Annotated in this window: 18 protein-coding genes; 14 read left to right on the top strand and 4 right to left on the bottom strand. The window is 36.9% G+C overall.

From position 1 onward, the window contains the following. Positions 1-77 precede the first annotated feature (77 nt). From HALSA_RS02270 to HALSA_RS02280, 3 genes are all read right to left on the bottom strand, one after another. The gene (locus tag HALSA_RS02270) at positions 78-395 is read right to left on the bottom strand and encodes a cytochrome c biogenesis CcdA family protein (RefSeq protein ID WP_083789286.1); all 318 of its coding nucleotides are present in this window, start codon (positions 393-395) and stop codon (positions 78-80) included. 174 nt (positions 396-569) lie between these two features. Continuing rightward, positions 570-1823 (bottom strand): RNA-guided endonuclease InsQ/TnpB family protein, encoded by a 1254-nt coding sequence (locus HALSA_RS02275; RefSeq protein WP_013405024.1) that lies wholly within the window; start codon positions 1821-1823, stop codon positions 570-572. Positions 1824-2074: 251 nt separating this feature from the next. Beyond that, positions 2075-2275, bottom strand: coding sequence for a cytochrome c biogenesis CcdA family protein (locus tag HALSA_RS02280; protein WP_041595757.1), 201 nt, complete (start codon positions 2273-2275; stop codon positions 2075-2077). 126 nt (positions 2276-2401) lie between these two features. On the opposite strand from HALSA_RS02280, the gene HALSA_RS02285 reads away from it, so the two are divergent. From HALSA_RS02285 to galU, 6 genes are all read left to right on the top strand, one after another. Next, on the top strand, positions 2402-3358 hold the full coding sequence (locus HALSA_RS02285) for a hypothetical protein (RefSeq protein WP_013405025.1): 957 nt from the start codon (positions 2402-2404) through the stop codon (positions 3356-3358). Between the two features lie 78 nt (positions 3359-3436). After that, a complete protein-coding gene (locus tag HALSA_RS02290; RefSeq protein ID WP_013405026.1) occupies positions 3437-5101 on the top strand; it encodes an LPS-assembly protein LptD in 1665 nt (554 codons plus the stop codon). Positions 5102-5216: 115 nt separating this feature from the next. Continuing rightward, a complete protein-coding gene (locus HALSA_RS02295) occupies positions 5217-5912 on the top strand; it encodes a hypothetical protein (protein ID WP_013405027.1) in 696 nt (231 codons plus the stop codon). 145 nt (positions 5913-6057) lie between these two features. After that, positions 6058-7803: a phospho-sugar mutase gene (locus tag HALSA_RS02300; RefSeq protein ID WP_013405028.1), complete on the top strand. Its 1746-nt coding sequence runs from the start codon at positions 6058-6060 to the stop codon at positions 7801-7803. Positions 7804-7927: 124 nt separating this feature from the next. Next, positions 7928-9802: a patatin-like phospholipase family protein gene (locus HALSA_RS02305; protein WP_013405029.1), complete on the top strand. Its 1875-nt coding sequence runs from the start codon at positions 7928-7930 to the stop codon at positions 9800-9802. A 26-nt stretch (positions 9803-9828) separates the two neighbouring features. Further along, positions 9829-10698 carry a UTP--glucose-1-phosphate uridylyltransferase GalU gene (gene galU / locus HALSA_RS02310; RefSeq protein ID WP_013405030.1) on the top strand — a complete coding sequence of 290 codons (870 nt, stop codon included), beginning with the start codon at positions 9829-9831 and terminating at the stop codon, positions 10696-10698. Between the two features lie 83 nt (positions 10699-10781). Here the strand turns inward: galU and HALSA_RS02315 are convergent, their stop codons facing one another. Continuing rightward, complete coding sequence (locus HALSA_RS02315; protein ID WP_013405031.1) at positions 10782-12419, bottom strand: radical SAM protein; 1638 nt, start codon at positions 12417-12419, stop codon at positions 10782-10784. A gap of 284 nt (positions 12420-12703) precedes the next feature. On the opposite strand from HALSA_RS02315, the gene HALSA_RS02320 reads away from it, so the two are divergent. The 8 genes from HALSA_RS02320 (at position 12704) to HALSA_RS02355 (ending at position 21780) form a co-directional block, all read left to right on the top strand. Continuing rightward, positions 12704-14803: a phosphodiester glycosidase family protein gene (locus tag HALSA_RS02320; protein WP_013405032.1), complete on the top strand. Its 2100-nt coding sequence runs from the start codon at positions 12704-12706 to the stop codon at positions 14801-14803. A gap of 74 nt (positions 14804-14877) precedes the next feature. Next, positions 14878-15405, top strand: a complete 528-nt coding sequence (locus HALSA_RS02325) for a hypothetical protein (RefSeq protein ID WP_013405033.1) — start codon at positions 14878-14880, stop codon at positions 15403-15405. A gap of 14 nt (positions 15406-15419) precedes the next feature. Next, positions 15420-16430 (top strand): bifunctional heptose 7-phosphate kinase/heptose 1-phosphate adenyltransferase, encoded by a 1011-nt coding sequence (locus HALSA_RS02330; RefSeq protein WP_013405034.1) that lies wholly within the window; start codon positions 15420-15422, stop codon positions 16428-16430. Next, a complete protein-coding gene (rfaE2, locus tag HALSA_RS02335; protein ID WP_013405035.1) occupies positions 16420-16899 on the top strand; it encodes a D-glycero-beta-D-manno-heptose 1-phosphate adenylyltransferase in 480 nt (159 codons plus the stop codon). Before HALSA_RS02330 ends, rfaE2 begins: the two co-directional genes overlap by 11 nt. Positions 16900-17067: 168 nt before the next feature. Next, positions 17068-17694, top strand: coding sequence for an RNA polymerase sporulation sigma factor SigH (sigH, locus tag HALSA_RS02340; RefSeq protein ID WP_013405036.1), 627 nt, complete (start codon positions 17068-17070; stop codon positions 17692-17694). A gap of 1 nt (position 17695) precedes the next feature. Further along, on the top strand, positions 17696-18436 hold the full coding sequence (locus HALSA_RS02345; RefSeq protein ID WP_013405037.1) for a ComF family protein: 741 nt from the start codon (positions 17696-17698) through the stop codon (positions 18434-18436). 101 nt (positions 18437-18537) lie between these two features. After that, positions 18538-19128, top strand: coding sequence for a ribosome hibernation-promoting factor, HPF/YfiA family (gene hpf / locus HALSA_RS02350; protein ID WP_013405038.1), 591 nt, complete (start codon positions 18538-18540; stop codon positions 19126-19128). Between the two features lie 351 nt (positions 19129-19479). Beyond that, positions 19480-21780: an inverse autotransporter beta domain-containing protein gene (locus tag HALSA_RS02355; RefSeq protein WP_013405039.1), complete on the top strand. Its 2301-nt coding sequence runs from the start codon at positions 19480-19482 to the stop codon at positions 21778-21780. Positions 21781-21788: the final 8 nt, after the last annotated feature.

The following is a 21788-nucleotide window of genomic DNA, read 5'->3' on the forward strand; positions in this document are numbered from 1 at the left end:
GGCAAACATAAAAAACCCGGGGGATTTTTTATTTCCCGGGTTTTAACAATCTGTTATTCTATTAAAGTAACATTCTATTAAAGTAACATTCTATTGATAACCTCGATATAGCCTGTTAGTAATAATATACCAAAAATTATCAGTAAGACTCCAGCCGTTTTATTGACAAGAGGCAGGTATTTGTTGAACTTTTTGTATTTGGGCAGCAGTTGATCCATGAAAACTGCTGTCAGCAAAAAGGGAATACCTAAACCGATTGAATAGATCAAAAGTAGATAGGCACCTTCAAGAAGATTTGTCCTTGTTGCAGCTGCTGCCAGGATAGAGCTTAAGATAGGGCCGATACAGGGAGTCCAGCCTAAGGCTAAAATGACTCCCATTGTAAAGGCCCGCATATTGCCCTGCAGGGAATATGGTAAAGATAATTTCTTTTCTCTGTGAACCTCTCCACCTAAATCAAAACCAAGATTTAGAGGGAGCTTCTAACTGCTTCATATAGATTAAAGTTCAACCTATATTACTAGGTCAGTTTACAAGATGTTTGGCTTTTAAGTTTTGCTCCTAATAGTTTAGGATACCCTTAATCTTGAAGGATTGTCCACAAATCCATTATCTCTCGCCTCTTTGATGGGTCTGAGAATACATTTATCCTTATGATATTTACGAAGTATATTAAAGCTACCATTCTGATCAGCATTAATTAATAGGCCCTCGTTAGTTTTAAAGAGACCTCTAGTAATTCTTCTGGATTTATCATAGTTACTTTTATTTATTTTTTCCAGATCTACTGAACTACATCCAGAAGTATAGCTTTCATCAATTTCAACAACTTTGATACCTTTTAGTTTAGCTTTGTATTCAATTAATTTTTTTAATCTCTGGATCGGTATTTGGACAAAAGATTTAAGCTTGCTGCATTGTTTAATATTTTTTATATCTCCGATTACAATAGTTTCTACTTGATTTTCAATTGCTAAATCAACTATTTTGCAACTAGCTTTATGGAGATAATTGCTAATATAATTTCTTCTCTTTAATCTCAGATATTTTATTCGTTTAGTATCTCTAATTTTACTGGTAGCTAACTGCCTCATTCTAATGCTTTGTAGTCTGGCAATTTCTTTATTAAAATAAGAATTTTTGGATTTAATAGTTTTACCATTGATAATATAACACTCAGAATTGTTTTTAAATGTTAAAGTAGCCAAATTATCAAGACCTAGATCTACTGCCATTATGTTAGGGTTATTATTTTCTTTTATTTCCTCGGTCTTATAGATGATTAGTAGATACCATCTTTTAGAAATACGGTCCTGCTTAATCTTTATCTGCTGGACAGCATCTAAATCTATAATGCTTTGAACTGCTTCAGGCAGCTCAAAATTAAGGCTTTTCACATTATATTTAGATTGTATCTTTTTAGATAAGGATAAGAGTAATTTGTTATCTTTAATTCTAACAGCTAAATTGGTAAAAATTATTTCACAGGGATTACTGTTCATATGTTTAAAATTAGGTGACCCTGGCTGCCCCTTATATTTTTGAGGATTCTTTTTATAATCTTTGAGAGAATTAAAAAAACTTTTCCAGTCCTGAGCTAACTGCTTTAATGCCTGCTGTCTGTTATGGGAGTGAAGGTAGTCATTATGCCAGTTATTTTTATATCTAGTTTCTAATTCAGTATAGACAGCTTTTACATCTTTATTATTTTTAATCTGATAATTGACTATATTATATAATTTAGAGCAATGCCAGGCTAATTCATTAATTATTACTAATTGCTTATGGCTTAATTTAGGGTTGAATTTAAATGATAATCGCATTGATTTTTCACCTCCATCCTACTATAATTATATCATACATATGTTTGCTTGTAAAAGAAAAAATGGAGGTTTGATCTTTATGAATAGAGACTTAAATAACAATTATCATTCTGTTTATAGTCTACAATATCATTATTGTATCTTCTGGTGGTGCTACTATTGAGACAATTAAAAAGTATATTGAAAATCAGAATAAATAGCCAATTCATCTCCACCTAATGCATAGCTTGGATGGAGTTTTCTTGGCAGTTTTAGATAAAAATAACTGTAAAGCCAGCTATAAAGCTGATAGCTCTGATTGCTGCAGAAAAATTATTTTCTTTTTCTTTAGCTTTAGCATAATCTCCCAGCATATATGAGAGATAACTGGGGATCAGAGGTAAGATACATGGTGAAAAAAAAGAAAGCAACCCTGCAGTCAGTGCTGCAATAAAACTAATATCTGCTGTCATTGCTTCACCTCTCCATATTTATTTGCTAATTCCCTTAAATTATATCATTTATGCTCTAGATAATTCAAGCTTTTTCTGTTATAATGATATTGTGTAACTAAATTAAAGCAAAGGGGGCAGGCAAAGATGAAAAAAACATTAATATTGGCTTTGGTTTTTCTTCTGGTCTTTACATTTAACGTGGCAGCAGAAGATGCTGTACAGTTAGATCAAAGCATGGAAGAAAATATAGAAGATCTTGACCTGTCTCAAGAAAGAGGCTTTTCTGAAGAAGCTCGAGAAGAATTGATGGGTATAGCCTCCCAGTTCGATAGTCAGACTGGAATAGATAATATAGAAATAGATAGTGCAGTTTTCAATTTAACAGGTAATGGAGTAGATGAAGTCCCTGGAATGAGGCTTTTATCTGATCTCTTTTTAAATGCAGATTATTCTCAAAAGATGGTTGATGACAAACTGCAGACAGAAACAGACTTACAGCTTGAATATTTTTTAAATTCTCGTTCCTTGATTAGAGCAGGTTACAGTCTTGCCAATCGTGAATGGTGGGAAAGACAGCACAATCCAAATCTGGAAACCATGGACTTTAGCGAAAACTCAACCGGTGCCAGGGGTACAGATACAGTTTTTAGAGAAGAAAGTGAAGTTAGTCGTAATATCGGTCTTGCCTACAGAACCAGTGATCATTTGACAGTTTCGGCTGACTATATAGAAAATACTGATTTTAGAGATTATACAGGCAATCTAGACTATTATGGAGATTCTACGGTTTTTGGGATGCAGTATGATAACCCAATGGGTACGATCAGGGCCAGTTATCAGATGAACCTCAATGATCAGATAACCCAGAGGATTACCGGGGTAGAATTAGAATTTAACAATCTGGCTACTTTCAGTGCTTCCTATAAACTGCTTGATCCAGAAGAACTAGAGTCAGCTTTTAATTCGCAGACAGCCTGGGATCTTGGACTTGGCTTTAACATTAATGATACTTATGGTTTATCACTTGGTTATGAGATTATAGAAAGTGATGATGAAGAAGATGAAAGAAACATTAGTGCATCTTTTGAATTTAAATTTTAATAAAGCTAAAAAAATATTATATTAATCTAAAAAACCTGCCTTGAAGGGCGGGTTTTTTAATAGCTAGGAGTTATAATTGTGTTGAAAATCAATAATTTAAATTGGCAAAAATTAAAATACATTGTTCTGACCTGCTGTTTTCTTTTGCTTTTCAGTGGAGCTGTTTCTGCCCGATATACTCTGGAGGCAGATGAAATAATATTTAGGGAAGCTGATTCGCTGATCCTTTTTGAGGGTAATGCTTCTTTTAGAGCTGAAGAATATACCATTCAGGCTGATAAGCTGCTTTTAGATACAGAGGCAAGGCTGCTTAAAGGTGAGTCGAATATCATAATCTCCTCTGATAAAGAAGAACTTTATGGGGAAAGTTTAGAGTATAATTATGAAGAACAGAGCGGAAGTCTTTACAGGGCAGAAGGAAGTTTAGAAGAAATCTATTTTTCCGGGGCCAGACTTGAGATAATAGCAGCCTCTCCCTTTGAAGGTAAGCTGACAGAAGCAGAGTTTACCCCCTGTAAACGTGAAGATCCCCATTATCATTTTAAGGCCAGGGAGATCAGGATCAATCCCGATAATACCCTTTCAATTTATCATATAGTACCTCATGTGGCTGGAATACCGGTCTTTTATCTCCCTTACTATTCAGTTACCTATGATCCTGAGGGAGAAGCAGGAGAAACTTTAAGTGATACCATTCCCTTTCCTCAATTTGGTTATGAACAGGGAACAGGAATAACTGTAGAGATGTCTTATCCCTATCAGATAAGTGACAGCAACAGTGGTAAGATCTATTATTACCGGGCTGGAGATGAAGAAGAAAGAAGGGAATTCAGCAATGTGCACCGCTTAACAGATAATTTAAATTTGATCAACCGTTATAACTATCTTTATGAATATGATAGTGATGCAGATGTGATCGATGAAGAGGAAGAAGAATATACTTTATCACTTGAGTACAGCATTCCGGGTTTTTCTGTAGAAGGTGGTTATTTAAGAAATCTACTGGTTGAAGATAACCGGGACCGTTACTATATTACTTCAAGTTATTTACATAAAAGTGGGGTCAATACATATTTTCGTCAGGAATATGACAGTGAAGAATTGATCAAAGAAAACTATCGTTTAAGCTATAATCGGGGACCGGTTCCCTGGAATCTGCGTTATGTAGATGGAGAAAGCTATAATTATTATCCCTACCTTCATCTCAATTTACCGCGAGTTTTAAATTTCAATCCCTATCTGGCCTTTGGTCGGGTGGAAAATGCCGGAATTGAATTAAATAAATATAGAGCCGGCTTAAACTTCAGCTATAACTTTGATCTGACAGATAGTGTGCGCTATCACTTCCGTCACAATTACCGCCTTGATCACTATAAGAGTGGTTTTGATCAAAATTATCATTACTTTAACCTGAGAACCGGTTTGAGCTATCGCGGTAATCCAGCTGAGCGTTTGAGTGTGAACAGCTCATTGTTTTATGAAGAAAAACTAAGTTCAGGCAGTTCACCTTTGCCTGATGATCGGGAAGATGATGAAAGGCTGCTTAAACCTGCTTTGAGTTTCGAACTAGCCGGAGAGCTGCCGGAATCAGCCTGGGCCATCGATGCTGACGGAAGCTATAATCTGGATACTGAAGAGTGGGATGAGATAAACTTAAGGATCCGTAAAAAAGAGGATTGTTTTGACTTTTTCATCGGATATGAATTTATCGATGAAGCCCTGATCTTTGGTTTAGAACTTTAATCAGCAGGCTTAAGTTTAAAATAGCTTAAAATACAATAATTAATTGTAAATAATTTCTAAAATTTGCAGGAATTATCCAACCTGTCGTGAATTATAAAATAAAAGGGTGATTTCTGTGAAAAAATCTGTTAATCTTTGGCTGAGATTATTAGTCTGCTGTATTTTTTTCCTTTTTTTGAGTTGCTTTTCAAGTCAACGAGTTCTGGCCAGAAGTTATCAACCTGTAATATCCGGGAGTATAGAAAGTGGAGATAGGCTTTATACTGATCCCGGTGATGATGGAGAAGAACCGGTAGATTACTATAGTTATGACAGGATGTGGCTTCGTTACCGCCAGCAGCTGGCAGTAGGAGAATATTATTACCTTAAGTTTCAGCATCAGCAGAGGATCTATGAGCACAGTGATAGTTACGATAATTTGACCAGAGAACTTGAGGGTAATTATACCTTTTATTTGAGCGAAAAGCTCCGCAATAGAATAGTACTGCTGCTCAGGGATAAAGATTATCTGCAAGCTGACTATGATTATAAGTCATATCAGACCTATAGAATCCAGTATACCCTGCAGTACGATTTAAGTGATCAACATGACTGGGAAGTGGTTATGCAGAGACAGCAGAACAAATATGATCCCATATTAAATAGAGATTATTTTTTAGATAGGCTGGGCCTTAACTGGACCTGGGATATCAGTGATAATCTGCGAATTCAGAGCAGATTTCAGGTTGACCGTCAGTTGAATGAGAAGGGCTCAGACAGCACTGATAAATATGGACGCAGGCTAACTTTTAATTTTAGATATAGAATCTAAATATAGTTTAAAATATTAAAATGGAATAATTTTGCTCACGCTTTATTATAAAAATTATTTGTGATATAATACTTTTTATAAGAATGATAAAAATCAAGGATGATAAAAATTATTGAGAGTTTATCAACAAAGGAGTTGATCAATTTTGAATTATATGTCCAGATATCGAGATTGGCTTATGAGTGATTATTTTGATGAAGAAACAAAAGAAGAACTTGAAGCCATCAAAGAGGATGAAGCAGAGATTGAGGATCGATTTTATAAAAATCTTGAATTTGGAACCGGTGGAATGAGAGGGATAATGGGTGCAGGCACAAATAGGATTAACAAATATATCGTTAGAAAAGCTACTCAGGGTTTAGCTAATTATATAATTAATTACAGTGAAGATGGTCAGGACAAAGGGATAGTAATCGCCTATGATTCCAGACATAATTCACCAGAATTTTCACTTGAGGCAGCACTTGTACTTGCTGCTAATGGGATAAAAACATATTTGTTTGATGGGATGAGAACAACACCTGAACTTTCTTTTGCGGTTAGAGAACTTGATGCTATCGGAGGAATAGTTATAACAGCAAGCCATAATCCTCCAGAATACAATGGTTACAAGCTTTACTGGGAAGATGGTGGTCAGGTTGTACCAGCTCAGGCAAGGGATATAATTGCCGAAATAGAAGAGATCGACGATTTTTCTATTGTTAACATAATTGATGAAGATGAAGCTCTTGATCAGGATTTATTGGAATACATCGGTAGTGAAATAGATGAAAAATATCAGGATACTGTGGTTGATCTTTTAATCGATACAGATCTAGCTGAGGAAAAAGGCAAAGATTTATCAATAGTCTATACTCCACTCCATGGAACAGGCAGCACAGCAGTTCCTCAGGTTTTAGAAAAGCTAGGTTTTACTAATCTGGCTGTGGTAGAAGAACAGGCAGATGGAGATTCAGACTTTTCAACAGTGAAAAGTCCAAATCCGGAAGAAAGAACAGCCTTTGAACTGGCTTTTGAGCTGGGCAAAGAAAAAAATGCCGATTTAGTTTTAGCAACTGATCCTGATTGTGACCGTCTGGCACCTGCTGTTAAAGACGGTGATGGTAACTACCAGACTTTAAATGGAAATGAACTCGGGGTATTATTTGCCGACTATTTACTTAAAAGTATTAGTGAAAGTGGAGAACTGCCAGATAATGGAGTTATTATCAAATCGATTGTTTCCACAGATATGGTAAGAGAAATCGCTGCAGATTATGATATAGAAGTACTAGATGTTTTAACAGGCTTTAAATTTATCGGGGAAAAGATCACAGAATTTGAAGAAACAGGAGATAAAGACTTTATTCTCGGCTTTGAAGAAAGTCTCGGCTATTTAGTTGGTAAACATGCTAGAGATAAGGATGCTGTTGTCGCAGCCGCTCTGGCAGCCATAATGACCTTAAAGTACAAAGAAGAAGATAAAACATTACTACAGAGACTGGCTGAACTGCGTGAACAGTATGGATATTATTTAGAAGATCTGGAATCTATCAGGTTAGAAGGTAAAGAGGGCCAGGAAGTTATAGAAAAAACGATTGCTTCTTTAAGAGAAAAGAGTCCGGAAAAAATTGCCGGTCGCAAAGTGCTGCTTGCTAAAGATTATAAGGAGTCTAAGGTAGTCTATATAGAAGAAGAGCGGGAAGAAGAATTAAAGCTTCCTCAATCTAATGTACTGCAGTATCTATTAGAAGGTGATGCTAAATTAACGATCAGACCTTCAGGTACAGAACCGAAACTTAAGTTCTACTTTGCAATTAAAGCAGCAGATAAAGAGGCTGCTGAGGCAGGCATAGCAGAGTTTAAAGAAAAAGTTATGTCAGAAATGGATACGGTTATGAAAAGTGTTTAAAAAGCTAATAATTAAATAAAAAAAATTGAATAAGGGGGCTTTTGCTCCCTTATTTTGTCTTAAGTTTAAATTGGCGAATATTTAGTCAGCTTTGTTTAAAGTGATTTTAGAGGAAGTGATTTGTTTGAAAAAAATTCTTATGGCCTTTATGTTTGTTATAATTTTCACTATTTCTTTTCAGGCTGCTGCAGCTGATGTTGATGAGCAGCTGCTTTTAAGTGATGATGCTCAAGAAATAGAATTTGGGGGCGAAATATATATTGTTCAGGATTTAAAGGGCTTTCAGGAGAGATTGAGAGTTGATGATAGACCTGTTGTTGGGCTGGCCCTTGCCGGGGGAGGAGCTAGAGCTATTTCCAATCTGGGAGTGATTAAAGCCCTGGTAGAACATGATATTCCCATAGATTTAATTGTAGGGACGAGTATGGGTTCTATTATCGGTAACCTCTACAGCAGTGGTCTTTCCGTAGAACAGTTAGAAGAAATTATGACAGATACACCCTTTTCTGACCTCTTTCAATTTGGTGGGGGTAGAGCTCTGCTTGAAACTAAAAAGTTAAATCTATTTGCCGAGAGAGTGGCACCAAATAAAAGTTTAGAAGAATTTTTGATTCCAACGGCTCAGCTAAGTTTTGACCTTAAAGAAGGCAGGAAATATTTACTGACCAGGGGAAAAATTTCTGAGGTGCTTCAGGCTGCTTATTCTATTCCCGGTTATTTTCCCATTCATGAATTTAATGACCGCTATTTTATGGATGCCGGGGTTGTTGAATCATCACCTGCCAAGTCGGCTGCTCTATTGGGAGCAGATTATGTGATCGCTACTCATATGCCAACAGATGAAGAGGATGAAGATTATGGTGGTATATTAGCCTCTAGTGGTCGCTTCATTCAGATTCTCCAGGATAAATATACAAGTGAAATCTTATCTGAATATGCAGATTTTGAGATTTCAATCGATGTTGGTAATTATACCTTTATGGATTTTAATTATGCGGCTCGGCTGGTTGAGCTTGGTTATCAACAGACCTTAGAAAATATAGATGAAATCAAATCTGAGCTTGCTGTAAGGAATATTCCTCTCCAAAAAACAGAAGCAAGAGAATACTATGATGTGGATCAGACCTTAAGGGATTTAGAATTTGACAGGCTGGTTACAGAAGCACGTGGTATTAGTCCTTTAATTCATTATGGAAGGGATTATTCATTTTTCCAACCTGAACTTTTCCGCAGTCCTTTAAATGAATTTCAGCTGGGGCTGGAAGCCTATCACAATAGATTGAATTTCTCTCTTTTAGGGCCTGGTTCATCCAGCTGGACCGAAAATTATGAGGCCTCTTTTAGGTTTAAAAAGCTAACAGATAGCCTCGATTATAATCTTCTCTATGGTAGAAATGAGGAGCAAGCTGATGATTATGAGAGTAGACTGAAATTTTTTGGTCAGCGCTTTAATCTTTCAGCCGGTTTTGGCCGTAGAAAAGAAGAAGAATATTATCTACTGGGGAGTAATTTCCGCTATATGGGAGATGATCTACAGTGGAGATCAGAAAACAGTCTTTTTTATCGTAAAGAAGCAAGTGGGTTTGGGGTTTTGAGTTCCCATCTGATTAATTATGATTTAAGTCCTGCCTGGGGAATTGGTTTAAAATCTGTTTACAATAATACCGAGATTGCCAGATCACCTCTGATCTATAAGGGGCAGGAATTAGATGATTATCAGCCTAAATTTCAGGCTGCTTTAAATTTAAATTATAATTATGAGCTTTTGATTCCCTATCAGATTTCTAATTTCTTTCAGATGACCGATATTGGCGGTTACTTTTTTATCGATTATTTTCACGAAGAAAGTTGGGGGGATGGCAGTTTTGCTATCGGCCCGGCCCTGAATGCAAAACTCTATTTGCTCGGTTTAAAACCACTCGAATTAGATCTTTATGCAGCTCACGATTTTGAAGAAAATGATCAGCGTTATGGGATTCAGATAAGTTATAGTTTTTGATTAAAAAATCAATAGGAGGTCAAAGGATGAAGGTAAAAAAAGCAGTGATTCCGGCAGCAGGCTGGGGAACCCGTATGCTACCGGCGACAAAGGCACAGCCAAAGGAAATGATTCCTATAGTAGATAAACCTACTATTCAATATATAGTTGAAGAAGCGGTAGAGGCAGGAATCGAAGATATTTTAATCATAACCTCTAAAGACAAACAGAGTATTGAAGATCATTTTGATAAATCAACCGCTTTAGAAAAAGCCCTAAAAGAAAAGGGTAAAACAGAAATGTTAGAAACTGTCCAGAATATTTCTGATATGATCACCATCCATTCTGTAAGACAGAAAGAACAGAAGGGTTTAGGCCATGCAATCTTATGTGCTAAGACCTTTGTTGGTGATGATCCTTTTGCGGTTCTTTTGGGGGATGATATTATCAGATCAGATAAAGCGGTTATCAAACAGATGATAGAGATCTATGAAGCCAAAGAAACAGCTGTTTTAGGCTGTCAGACAGTTGCTGAAGAAGATGTCAGCAAATATGGAATTGTTAAATACAGCAGCAGGGAAGATGATATTTATGTGGTAGAAGATATGGTAGAAAAACCGGCTTTAGATGAAGCTCCATCAAGGCTTGGGATTCTGGGCCGCTATATTATTACACCTGATATTTTTGAGATCCTAGAAAAAACACCTCCAGGTAAGGGAGGAGAAATCCAGCTTACAGATGCTTTAAGGACTTTGTTGGAGCAAAGAACTGTTTATGCTTATGATTTTGAGGGTAAGCGATATGATGTTGGTAATAAGTTTGGCTTTTTACAGACAACGGTAGAATTTGCTCTGGCCAGAGATGATCTTGGTGAAGATTTTAAAGAATATTTAGTAGAGTTAATGGAAGAACTTTAAATTTAAAGAAGAAAATGCTCAGCTGCTGATCTTAAAAGCGGCTGAGCTGCTTAATATAATCTACCTGGTGAAGAAAGTGGGTTTTAAAAGCGGGAAAATTCCTCTAATTGCTTAAAGTTAAAACTTTCTCCCAGTATTTTTTTAAGTTCCTTTTTAGATTGCGGTTGTTCAACTATTATTTTGGCCGCTCTTTTGGCACCGATGCCGGGCAGGGCTTCCAGTTCTTTTTGTTTTAAATCGCTAAATTTCTGTGGCCACTTAAGGGCGGTAATCGATCGATAACCATGGTCGATGACCTTTACCTCTTTAAAGAAATCATCATTTTTTCCGATCACAGCAGTTAGAATCGGATAGGTTCCCAGCTGTCTGCAGTAATTTAAAGAACCCTTTTGTTTTTCAGAATAGAGGTCTTTAAGGATTACCCCCTTCGGGAAAACCTGCTGCAGCATTTTTTGGTTTATATTTTTATTGATCTTCTGTTTATACTTTTTAAACTGGCCCTGACTGTATTTGACTTCAGGGTAGCTGCCTAAACGGACAACCTGTCTGATATTGATCCTTCTTAAAAGCAGACCATCTTCAAGCAGCTTTTTTAAGAACTGATAGTTGTGATCAAAAGTTTTTTCGCTTTCACCGATAAGTCCATGGATAAAGTTGATTCCAGGCAGTAATTTGGGGATACCTTCTTCCCGCTGCCCGCCGATCTCATTAAGCATTTTGATGGCAAAGTAGTTTTCTTCTACAGTACTGTCGATATTGTTTTTATTGAGGACCACCGGATCTGCTGATTCCAGGCCGAAGGCGGCTGTATCACCGGGGGTATTATAGCTGCTGATGGTTTCGATGATTTCTGCAGCAGTTTCTGGATTTTTGGCTATCTGGGCCGGGTTCATATTATCCATATGCAGTACCTTTAGCTGAGGGTCAGCTTTTCTGATCCCCTGATAAAGATCTTTTATCTGAGCCGGGTTTAAATTAAAACTGCCATTTTTAAGTTCAGCTCCATAGAGGAGGATATCTGTTTGGGCACCCAATCGATAATGGTGAACACCTTCTTCAGCCATTGCTTTAACTTCTCTGCTGATCTCCTCTGGAGAACGGCTATAACTTATTTTTTTTAATCTTTCACTACAGAAGGCACAGTGTTTGGGCCTGGGACAGCCCCTGAAAGTTTCTAATTCTGCGAGCAGATGGGGATAATTGGGATGCTCTTTGACAAGTTTTGCCCCTTTGATAGCCCAGTCACTTATTTTTTCTGCTATCATTTCTTGAGGGATTTCCTTTTTTAGCAGCCGCTGGTAGATATCAAATGCGGCAACTTCTGAGCTTAAAATATCAAAATCATTTTTAAATTTTTCTCTCATTTTCTCAATCAGGGTGATGGGACCACCTAAAACCTTGGTCGGATAAAACAATTTCTGACCGATTTCTTTAATCTCTGCTGCAGAGGCAGGTTGGCCACCAAGATAATGACCGGGCACAGTTGTTCCCGCAATCAAAATGACAATATCTTCTGCTTCAAGTTGATTGAGATGATTTTCTTTATCCTGGCGCAGGGAGTCGATCGTTAAATAGCTGAGCCTGTCTGTTTCGATTCCCGCTTCCAGGAGGGCACCCCAGAGATAACGCACATGGGGTGAAATATATGGTGGTACACCAAGACAGGATGGTTCATCTAAATATCCATCTATGATGCTAACTTTTAATCTGGAATTTTCCATAATTAAATCCTTTCTGAAAAATATTGCCTGCAGTTTGTATTTCTTTTGCTTTTAGTTCTTATCAATCATTATATTATATGAGGCCTGTTGATTAAAGAGAAAATTGGTGAGGGGCGTAAATTCAGTATTTTTTTAGGTATTTTTTGAGAATATTTTTTAATTTGGGCAGGATTTAGACCTTTAAGATGAAATATATATAAGTAGGGAAATAATATTAATTAATATTATTAATAAGAGCTGGTTTACCGCAAACCTGCTTAAAATTCAATTCTGGGGATGAAATTATGCAAAAGCTAAAAAACCTTAAAAAAATTGGTAAATACCTGTTTCTTTGCTTAGCTTTACTCTTGCTTTTCAGTCTGCAGGCAGAGGCAAATTTTTTTGAAAATGGTCTGCAGCACTATATTAATAGTAATCACTGGCTTTCCATACCTGTTTTCCAGCCTGCAGATAGAATTGAGATCAGGGCAGAAAAAGATACAGTTTTAAGGGCTTCCGGACAGGAAGAATTTGAGCTGGAAAAGGGTAGATCATATTTCATCACCCAGGCAGCTCAGAGTAAAGCTGATGGTTGGGCCATTCAACTTTATGCGACCGCAGAGGAAGAAAACGCCCTGCAGATGCAGGAAGAACTTGCTGTACAGTTTGCCGAGGAGATTACTATTGAAAAAGAAGATGAACTTTACAAGGTTTTAATCGGTAATTTTGCCGAACGGGCTGAGGTAGATGAGTTCAGGGAAGATTTAAGGGCCGAAGGTTATGAAGGCTGGCCCAGGTTGATTGATTCAGAAGCAGAGCAGATCAGCAGTGGAGAACTGGGATTTTATACAGCCCTGGGAGAAAGGCTGATGACAGCCTCAATTTTTGAAATAGAGGGCTCTTTTGATGCTAGAGCCAATAAGCTTGAAGGCAAATATTCTTTTAGTCTTTTAGATGATCAGGTTTCTATCCGCCGGCAGACAGATTTAGAAGGCTTAACAGCTTCTCTACTGCAGAATTTTCTCTCAGCTGATGATCCACCAGAAGCTTTAAAGGCCCAGGCAGTCTTATATAGGACTTCCCTCTTATATCAGATTGAAACTCAAGGCACCCAAATGCAGGGGATTAATAATATCGTTTTAAGAGAAGCTGACCCCGTATTTAAAGAGGCTGCAGCAGCAACTAAAGATCTTGTTTTGATCAGAAATGATAGCTTTTTCTATGATGCAGATTTAAGCCTGAGGGAAATCAGAAAACCTAGAGCTGGTATAGTACCTCTGGCAGATGCAGCTTACAATTATCAGGAGATCATCAACTACTATTATGGTCGGGCAGAGATCGCCAATTTAAATGATTTAATGGACAGGGAAAGCAGATTCAAGACCAATATCAGCTATGGTTTAAGCTTTGAAGAAATCAGGGAGATGAGCTGGGAAGGCCCCCGGTTTTTAACCATTATGGAATTGAATCTTAACCTGGATCGGATGCAGTTAAAACCCGTTCTGGCCAGAGATATAGTACAGGGTAGAGAAGATTTAAGCGATCTGGTAGGAAGATATTCTGCTCTGGCAGGTATCAATGGTGGCTTTTTTGACCATACAGGAAGACCTCTTGGTCTGGTATATTTAGATGGTCAACTTGCCAGTGAGCCTCTTCACAGTAGGACCGCTCTCTTGATAGATGAGTCTGGAAAAGCGATGATAGAACCGGTGGACTGGCAGGGGAAAGTTCTTATACCGGAGCTGGAAGCAGAGATCAGCCTGGATGGAGTTAACAGAAAAGCTGAATCAGGTGAGGCTGTAATTTTTAACCGCTATTTTGGTGATCGCATGCCTGAGTTAGAAGACGATTATTATGACATTGTGGTTCGTTCAGATAAAATACTGGGGGTTGAAAATAATTCTAGAAGCAGGACTCCTATTGCACCAAACGGATATATTATCAGGGTTCACAGGGATAAAGAAGCCGTGCTGGCTTTGATTCCTGAACTAAAGGATAAAGAGATCGACCTGGAAATGAAATTTCAGCCTGATTTTGAGCTAAATAATATTCGCTATGGATTAGGAGGAGGACCCCAGCTGCTCAGGGATGGTGAAATAGAAATTACTGGTGAAGCAGAAAGATTCCAGTCTGATATTTTAAATTACAGGGCTCCTAGAACAGCCCTTGGTATTACAGAAAATCAGCGTTTAATAATGCTGACAGTTGATGGTAGACAGCAGGACACGAGTATCGGGATGACCTTAGAAGAACTGGCAGAATTTCTACAGGAACTTGGCGTCAAAGATGCCATGAACCTGGATGGAGGTGGCTCATCTAGAATGGTCGTCCGTGGTTTTACGATGAGTCGTCCCAGTGAACAGCGTTTAATAAGCAATGGAATCATAATTGAAAGTACAAATTAAATTCAAGATATTATTGCTTTAATAGGCTATAATTAGGTATAATAAAAATACAAAGAGATAAAGGAGAATCAAGTATGAAAAAAAAGCTAATTACTTTAATTTTAACCCTATCATTAATTTTAAGCCTCTCAGCAGCAGTTGGGGCAGCAGAACTGGATTCGGTAAACTACATATTGTCAGGTGATTCTTTTGATGTAGATGCGATTCAGATCGAACCTGAATTCCTACTTGACAGCGGGCACTCGATAAAAACCAACTTTGCCTTTGATGGTGATGATTTTTATCTTGGTGCTGATATGGGAATCAATTTATTTAGAGAAGAAGAGTTTAAATTGGATCTTCATCTGATGGTTACCAATGATGTAGATGGTCAAAGTTTTGGTAAGGCCATCGGTGCTTCTGCTAGAACCTTAAATCCTGATGTTAATTTTTACTGGCACACCTACTATTTTATCGATAGTGACCTCGATAACCATGCATATTACAGAGGTGGAGTGGATTATCCGATCAGTGATACGGTTAATTTAGATGTCAGTGTGGGTAATTTTTACTGGGATTTAGATTCAACTGTGCTCAATTTAGGTTTAAAATTTAAATTATAGTTCAGGAGGATTCCATGCAGAAATATGCTTCAGAAGATCTGATTAAATATATAAAGCGTTTTAACGAGAAAAAGATTATGGTTTTAGGTGATGTAATTGCTGACCGTTTTGTGATTGCCGATCCTGACCGCCTTTCCCGGGAAGCCCCGGTTTTAATACTGCGCCACAAAAAAGAAAAAGTACTTGCAGGTGGTGGTGCAAATGCTGCCGCTAATATTGCCAGTCTGGGTGCAGAGGTAGATTTATTGGGGATCAGAGGAGATGATGCCTCAGGTAGAGCATTGATTAAAGAACTGCAGGGGAAGAATATTATAACAGAGGGGATCTTTGTTGATGGTTCCCGTCCTACTGCCGAAAAAACGAGGATTTTGGCCGGAGGAGAACAGATTGTAAGACAGCAGGTCGTCAGGGTTGATAAGCTTGAAAGTTCGGCAATATCTTCAAAACTGCAGTCTTATCTGCTCAAATATTTTAAGGAAAATATTAAAAGAGCAGATGCAGTGCTGTTTTCTGATTATGGTAACGGAATATTTTCTAAAAAAACTTGCAGCAGGTTTATCGATGAGGCAGCAGCTAATGAAAAAATAACTGCTGTTGACTCCCGCTATCAGCTTGATGCTTTTAAGGGGGCGGTAATAGCTACTCCCAACTTAGAAGAGGCTTCTCAGGTTTATGGTAAAGAGATAAAAACTCAGGCTGAGGTAGAAGAGGCTGGAGTTGAGATGAGAAAAAGGCTTAATTTAAAGTATCTGCTGATAACTCAGGGTGGAGCTGGGATGACACTTTTTGCTCCAGATTCTAAAATAGAGCATATTCCGGCTGCTAATTTTTCTGAAGTTTTTGATGTGACAGGTGCGGGTGATACTGTTGTTGGGACATTGATTCTGGCTTTAGCAGCTAAAGCCCCGGTTGAGATCGCGATCAGGCTGGCAAATTATGCTGCTGGAATAGTGGTTCGCAAAAGTGGAGTTGCGGTTGTTAGTGAAGAAGAATTGATAAAAGAAGTGATTAAAAATGGCAGCTAAAATTATGGAACTTGCAGAATTAAAAAAAGAGATCAGGGCAAAAAAGGCGGCAGGTGAGTTGATAGTTTTCACAAATGGATGTTTTGATATCCTTCATGTAGGCCATATCCGTTATTTAAAAAAGGCTGCATCTTTGGGAGACAAACTTGTACTTGCAGTTAATAGTGACAGTTCGGTAAAAGAGATCAAATCAAAGAACAGGCCCTTTGTACCAGAAGAAGAGAGAATGGAGATTTTGGCCGCTCTTGAGATGATCGATTATTTAATACTTTTTTCTGAGCCCAACTGTAAAAAGCTCCTGGGTGCGTTAAAGCCACAGATCTATGTTAAAGGTGGAGATTACAGGATCGAGGATCTACCTGAGGCAGAAACAGTTTTTGCTTATGGTGCTAAGATCGTTCTGATTACTGAGGTTAAGGGTCGTTCAACAACTAATTTAATAAAAAAAATCAGGGAGAGCAGTGATTGAGATGAAATTTATTAAACTGCAGCTTATGATTGTCCTGGTTTTAGCATTACTTGCTGCTGCAGTGCTGGAATTGGGGATCAGTTTTCGGGAACTAATTACTTTTTAAAAGCAAAAGGTAAAAGCAAAAGCAAGTTTAGATTTATTGTTGACCAGATGGGGGGGATTTTCTTGTTTAAAGAGAAGGAAGAAGAAGAGATTATTGAGATGGCCCAGGCTGGCAATGACTTTGCCATTGAGTATTTAATAGACCAGAACATGGATATCGTTTATGCAAAAGCCAGGTTCTTTTTTATCAAAGGTTTAGACAGAGACGATGTTATTCAAGAGGGAAGAGTGGGTTTATATAAGGCAATCCGTGATTACCGGGAAGGAAAAGGAGCTTCTTTTCGAGGTTTTTCACAGCTATGTGTACACAGGCAGCTGGTATCAGCTATTAAAAAAGCTAATAGACAAAAACATATGCCTTTAAATACCTCTGCTTCACTTGATAAAAGTCTTGATTATGGTAATGAAACAGGGAGAACTTTTAATGAAATTTTGCCTGATGAGGGAGAAAATTTAGAAAGAAAATTTATCTGTCAGGAAACCCTAACCACAATCGTTAAGGAACTTTCCAGGGATCTTACAGATCTTGAATGGAATGTATTCATGCTTTATCTGGACAGCAGGTCTTATCAGGAGATTTCAGATCAACTTGATATCAATGTTAAAACCGTGGATAATGCTCTGCAGAGGGCAAGAAAGAAAATTGAGGATCTGCGAGAACATTATAATCTTAAAGGAGTAGTGGGCTAATTTGTTAGAGTTTTTAAAAGATCTTTTTTATCCAGAAAAAAAAGTCTGTCTTGCCTGTGAGCGCAGGTATGACCATTCCGAAATCGAGGGGATGTGTGACCGCTGTTTATCGCGCTTTAGTTTTATCAATCATTTTTGTTCGGTCTGTGGTCGGGAGGTCATTCCTGCTACATTGATCGGTGATCACCCATGTCCTGAGTGTCAGGAAAAGAGGCCACCTTATAATTTTGCCAGAAGTGTATTTACCTATGCAGGTTATCCTAGAGAAGTATTGCTGGAATTCAAATATGGTCATCGACCTGATTTAGCGAAACCTTTTGCTCATATGCTGAGGCTCTATTATCTGGAGTATTTTTCTGATCAAGATATTGATTTTATTATTCCGGTTCCGATGCATGCAGATCGCAAGAGCTACCGGGGCTATAATCAGACAGAAAGGCTGGCTGAAGAGCTGGCAAAACTGCTGAAAATAGAGTACAAGGATGTGTTAAACAGGATAAAAAACAGTTTACCCCTTTATACCCTGGCCAAAGAAGATCGGAAAATAGAATTAGAAGGGGCATTTCAGCTTAAAATTAATCGTGATCCTGAGCTTTTTGCAGATAAAAATATTTTGGTTGTAGATGATATTATCACCACCGGAACAACAGCTTCAGAAATCTCTCACTTTATACTGGATGAACTAAAAGCAAAAAATGTTTATTTCATGACTCTATCTTCTGTACCCGTTCATGTGGAGTAGACATTATTGCATTTTTAAGCAGGAATTGATTATAATTTGTAGAATATAATATATAACAGGTGAATAGTATACAATACTAGATGTGAGAGGATGTGATTTTGATGAAAATTATGACCTATGGTAAAAACATCGACGTAACACCTTCATTAAAAGAACACGCAGAGGAAAAGGTAAGGAAACTGCAGAAGTATTTCAATGGAGCCAGAGAACCACTAGAGTTTAACATTACCATGGAGGTAGAAAAAGAGCGCCACATCGTTGAGGTTACAGGTTATGTACACGGACTTATTTTACGGGCAGAAGAGTCCACAGGTGACATGTATGCTTCTATTGATGGTGTTATGGACAAATTAGAAAGACAGCTTAAAAAATATAAAACAAAGATTAATGATAAATTGATAGAGCGCAAACAGGAATACAAGGAAGAATATAAGGAAGAAAGAAAAGAACAGATTCTTAATAAGGGTATGGAGGCAGAAGAAGAAAGAATCGATACCGAGGTCTTTGAACCCCAGGTTGTAAAAACTAAAAGCTTTCCAATGAAACCAATGAATGTCGAAGAAGCCTGTATGCAGATGGATCTGATAGGCCACGACTTCTTTGTTTTCTATAATGGTGATACAGAAGAAACCAATGTTGTCTACAAGCGTAATGATGGCAATTATGGCTTGATAGAACCAACAATTGGTTAAAAGTATCATAATAGAATTTAATCATTAACTGAATAGCTTGACTTTAAAGCCGTCCTTTAAAAGGGCGGTTTTTTTTATGCTGTGTACTTAAAAAACAGAAGAAGTGTTTATTCAGTAGAGATATATTTTCTATTAATTGTAAAATAAAGAATATATTTTTTTAAAAAATAAATTTTTGCAGGGATTTATTATATTGTATAGAATGTTTATATTGTATAGAACAAAAAATTATTTAGTTAGATGAAAGCCTTTTTTACTTCTAACATAAGTTTAAAAAAATTCAAAAAAGAGGGTGATCGAAAAAACTGCAAGTAGTTTGACGTAAGTTAAATCAAATTGGGAGGAAATAGTATGAATTTTAAGAAAATAACAATAATTACAATAACGATCTTATTTATTATGTTTACAATTATGACAGCAGTTTCTGCAGCAGATGTTCAGCGTTCTCCAAGGTTTAACTTAAGAGGAATTACAGGAGATGACTTTATCGGTCAGGCAGGGATTCTTTATCCTTTTAGAAACAAAGAAGATTCGCTTTGGTATACTGATTTTAGGTATAGAATAAGTGATGATGATGCTGATGAGTGGAATTTAGGGATCGGCTATAGATATAAGTTGGATAATGTTGATGATCATATTGCAGGTGTATATCTTTTCAGAGATAAAAGAGAGGAATATGATTATGATTGGGGTATGTGGACAATTGGTGGAGAGATTTTAACTGATCAGTGGGATTTAAGGCTCAACGCCTATATCTCAGATGATGATGTTCTTTCAGCTCCTGAACTTGATGAAGTAGTAGTCAAAGACAGAAGACTGTTATATCAACAGGGAGCCTATGCGAGTATGCATGGCTTAGATTTTGAAGTGGGAAAAAGATTTACTGATACAGAAGGTATTTTTAATGATGTAGGTATTTATGCAAAGGCTTTTAGATTTTTTGAAAGCAGTACAGAAACTATGACAGGAAAACAACTCCGAGTAGATAAACAGTTTGGTGATCGAGATAAAACCACCTGGAAGCTCGGTTTGCAGTGGCGCGATGATAACATTAGAGGTAGTGATACAGAAGCAACCTTTGCTGTTTCAATCCCATTTGGTGGTAGTTCTGATCTAGAAGAAAGAGCAGGCCAGAACGAAGGGTACAACAGTGAAGATATTTTAGAAGCAAGGATGACAGAACTACCAGAAAGAGACCTTGATATAATAGTTGGAGAATCAGATGCACTTCAGTCAAATAATGATGAAGAAAATACTGCCTTTGATTTTTCAGGTGGAGTAAGACTGGGAACAGTTTGGTATGTTACTGCTGATGGTGATAGTGAAGGTGATGGTTCAAGAGAAGATCCGATCGGTATTGCTAATATAAGTGGAACACAATTGGCAGTTGCTGAATCCAGTAATTCCCCTGGAGAAAATGATGTGATTATTTTACTTGGTGATGATGGCTCTATGGAATTAAATGATGCTACTATAAATCTTCAGTCTGGACAAAAACTTCTCTCACCTGGAGGCTTTCTTACTGTAGCAGCAGATGCTGAAGGCAGCAGGAAAACCCAGTTTAGACCAGAGGGTGAAAGGGCAAAGCTGGAAAATTTAAGTATTCGGTCTGAAGAAGTGGAATCTCAGAGGGTCTCTGGAAATTTAATTGTTTTAGCTGATAATACTACAGTTTCTGGATTGGAAATTAATGTTCCAGGATATACTGGATCTATTATAGGTGGCTCAGGAATAAGTGGAGAAATAAATGTCACCAATAATATTATATCTGGTAGTTATAGCAGTGAATCAATTTTTGAAGAAAATGAAAGTGTTGTATTTAAAGATTATAATGCTATTTCAATTTTACTGCAGCAGGACAAAAATGCTGATATAAATATCGCTGGAAATGAGATTTCTAATTTTTCAAAAGGCATTGAAGTTAATTCGCCAGAAATTCAAGAAAGAGGAGTTAATACTAATCAAATAGATATTAATATTTCTGATAATAAATTAAAGGATATTTTTGCTGTTAACTTTATTAAAGGCGATAATTATATTCTTAATGAATTCAATGCAAATGCAATAGGAATAGCTGTAGATATAAGTAGTAATAATTCAAATGTCAATATTTCTGATAATGAATTAAAGGGGATAATTGCAGCGAACCTTGCTCCTAATATTAATGAAAATGGTATTCTTGTTATTGCAGAAGTAAATGCAGACTCAAATGCAGTTGCAAAAGGTATAGATTTAGATGTTAGCAGTGATAATTCAACTATAAATATTGCTAATAATGAATTAGAGAATATATTTGCTGCTAACTTAATAGAAGGTGATATTAATGCTGATGTAAAATTCAATGCAGTTGCAATAGGTATTGTAGATATAAACAGTGAAAATTCAACTGTAAATATTACCGATAATAAATTAGAGAATATATTTGCTGCTAACTTAATAGAAGGAGATATTAATGCTCCAACAGACTTAATTGCAGTCGCAATAGGTATTATAGATATAAAAAGTGACAATTCAAATGTAAATATTACTGATAATGAATTAAAAGAAATCATAGCTATTAATGCAATTGAAGGTGATAAAAACAATGATACTTCTAAAAAGGATTTTGTAGCAGATATGACATCATCTATTCCAAACATATTTGGCAATTAAAAAATACT

This window comes from Halanaerobium hydrogeniformans, assembly GCF_000166415.1.
Lineage (GTDB): Bacteria > Bacillota > Halanaerobiia > Halanaerobiales > Halanaerobiaceae > Halanaerobium > Halanaerobium hydrogeniformans.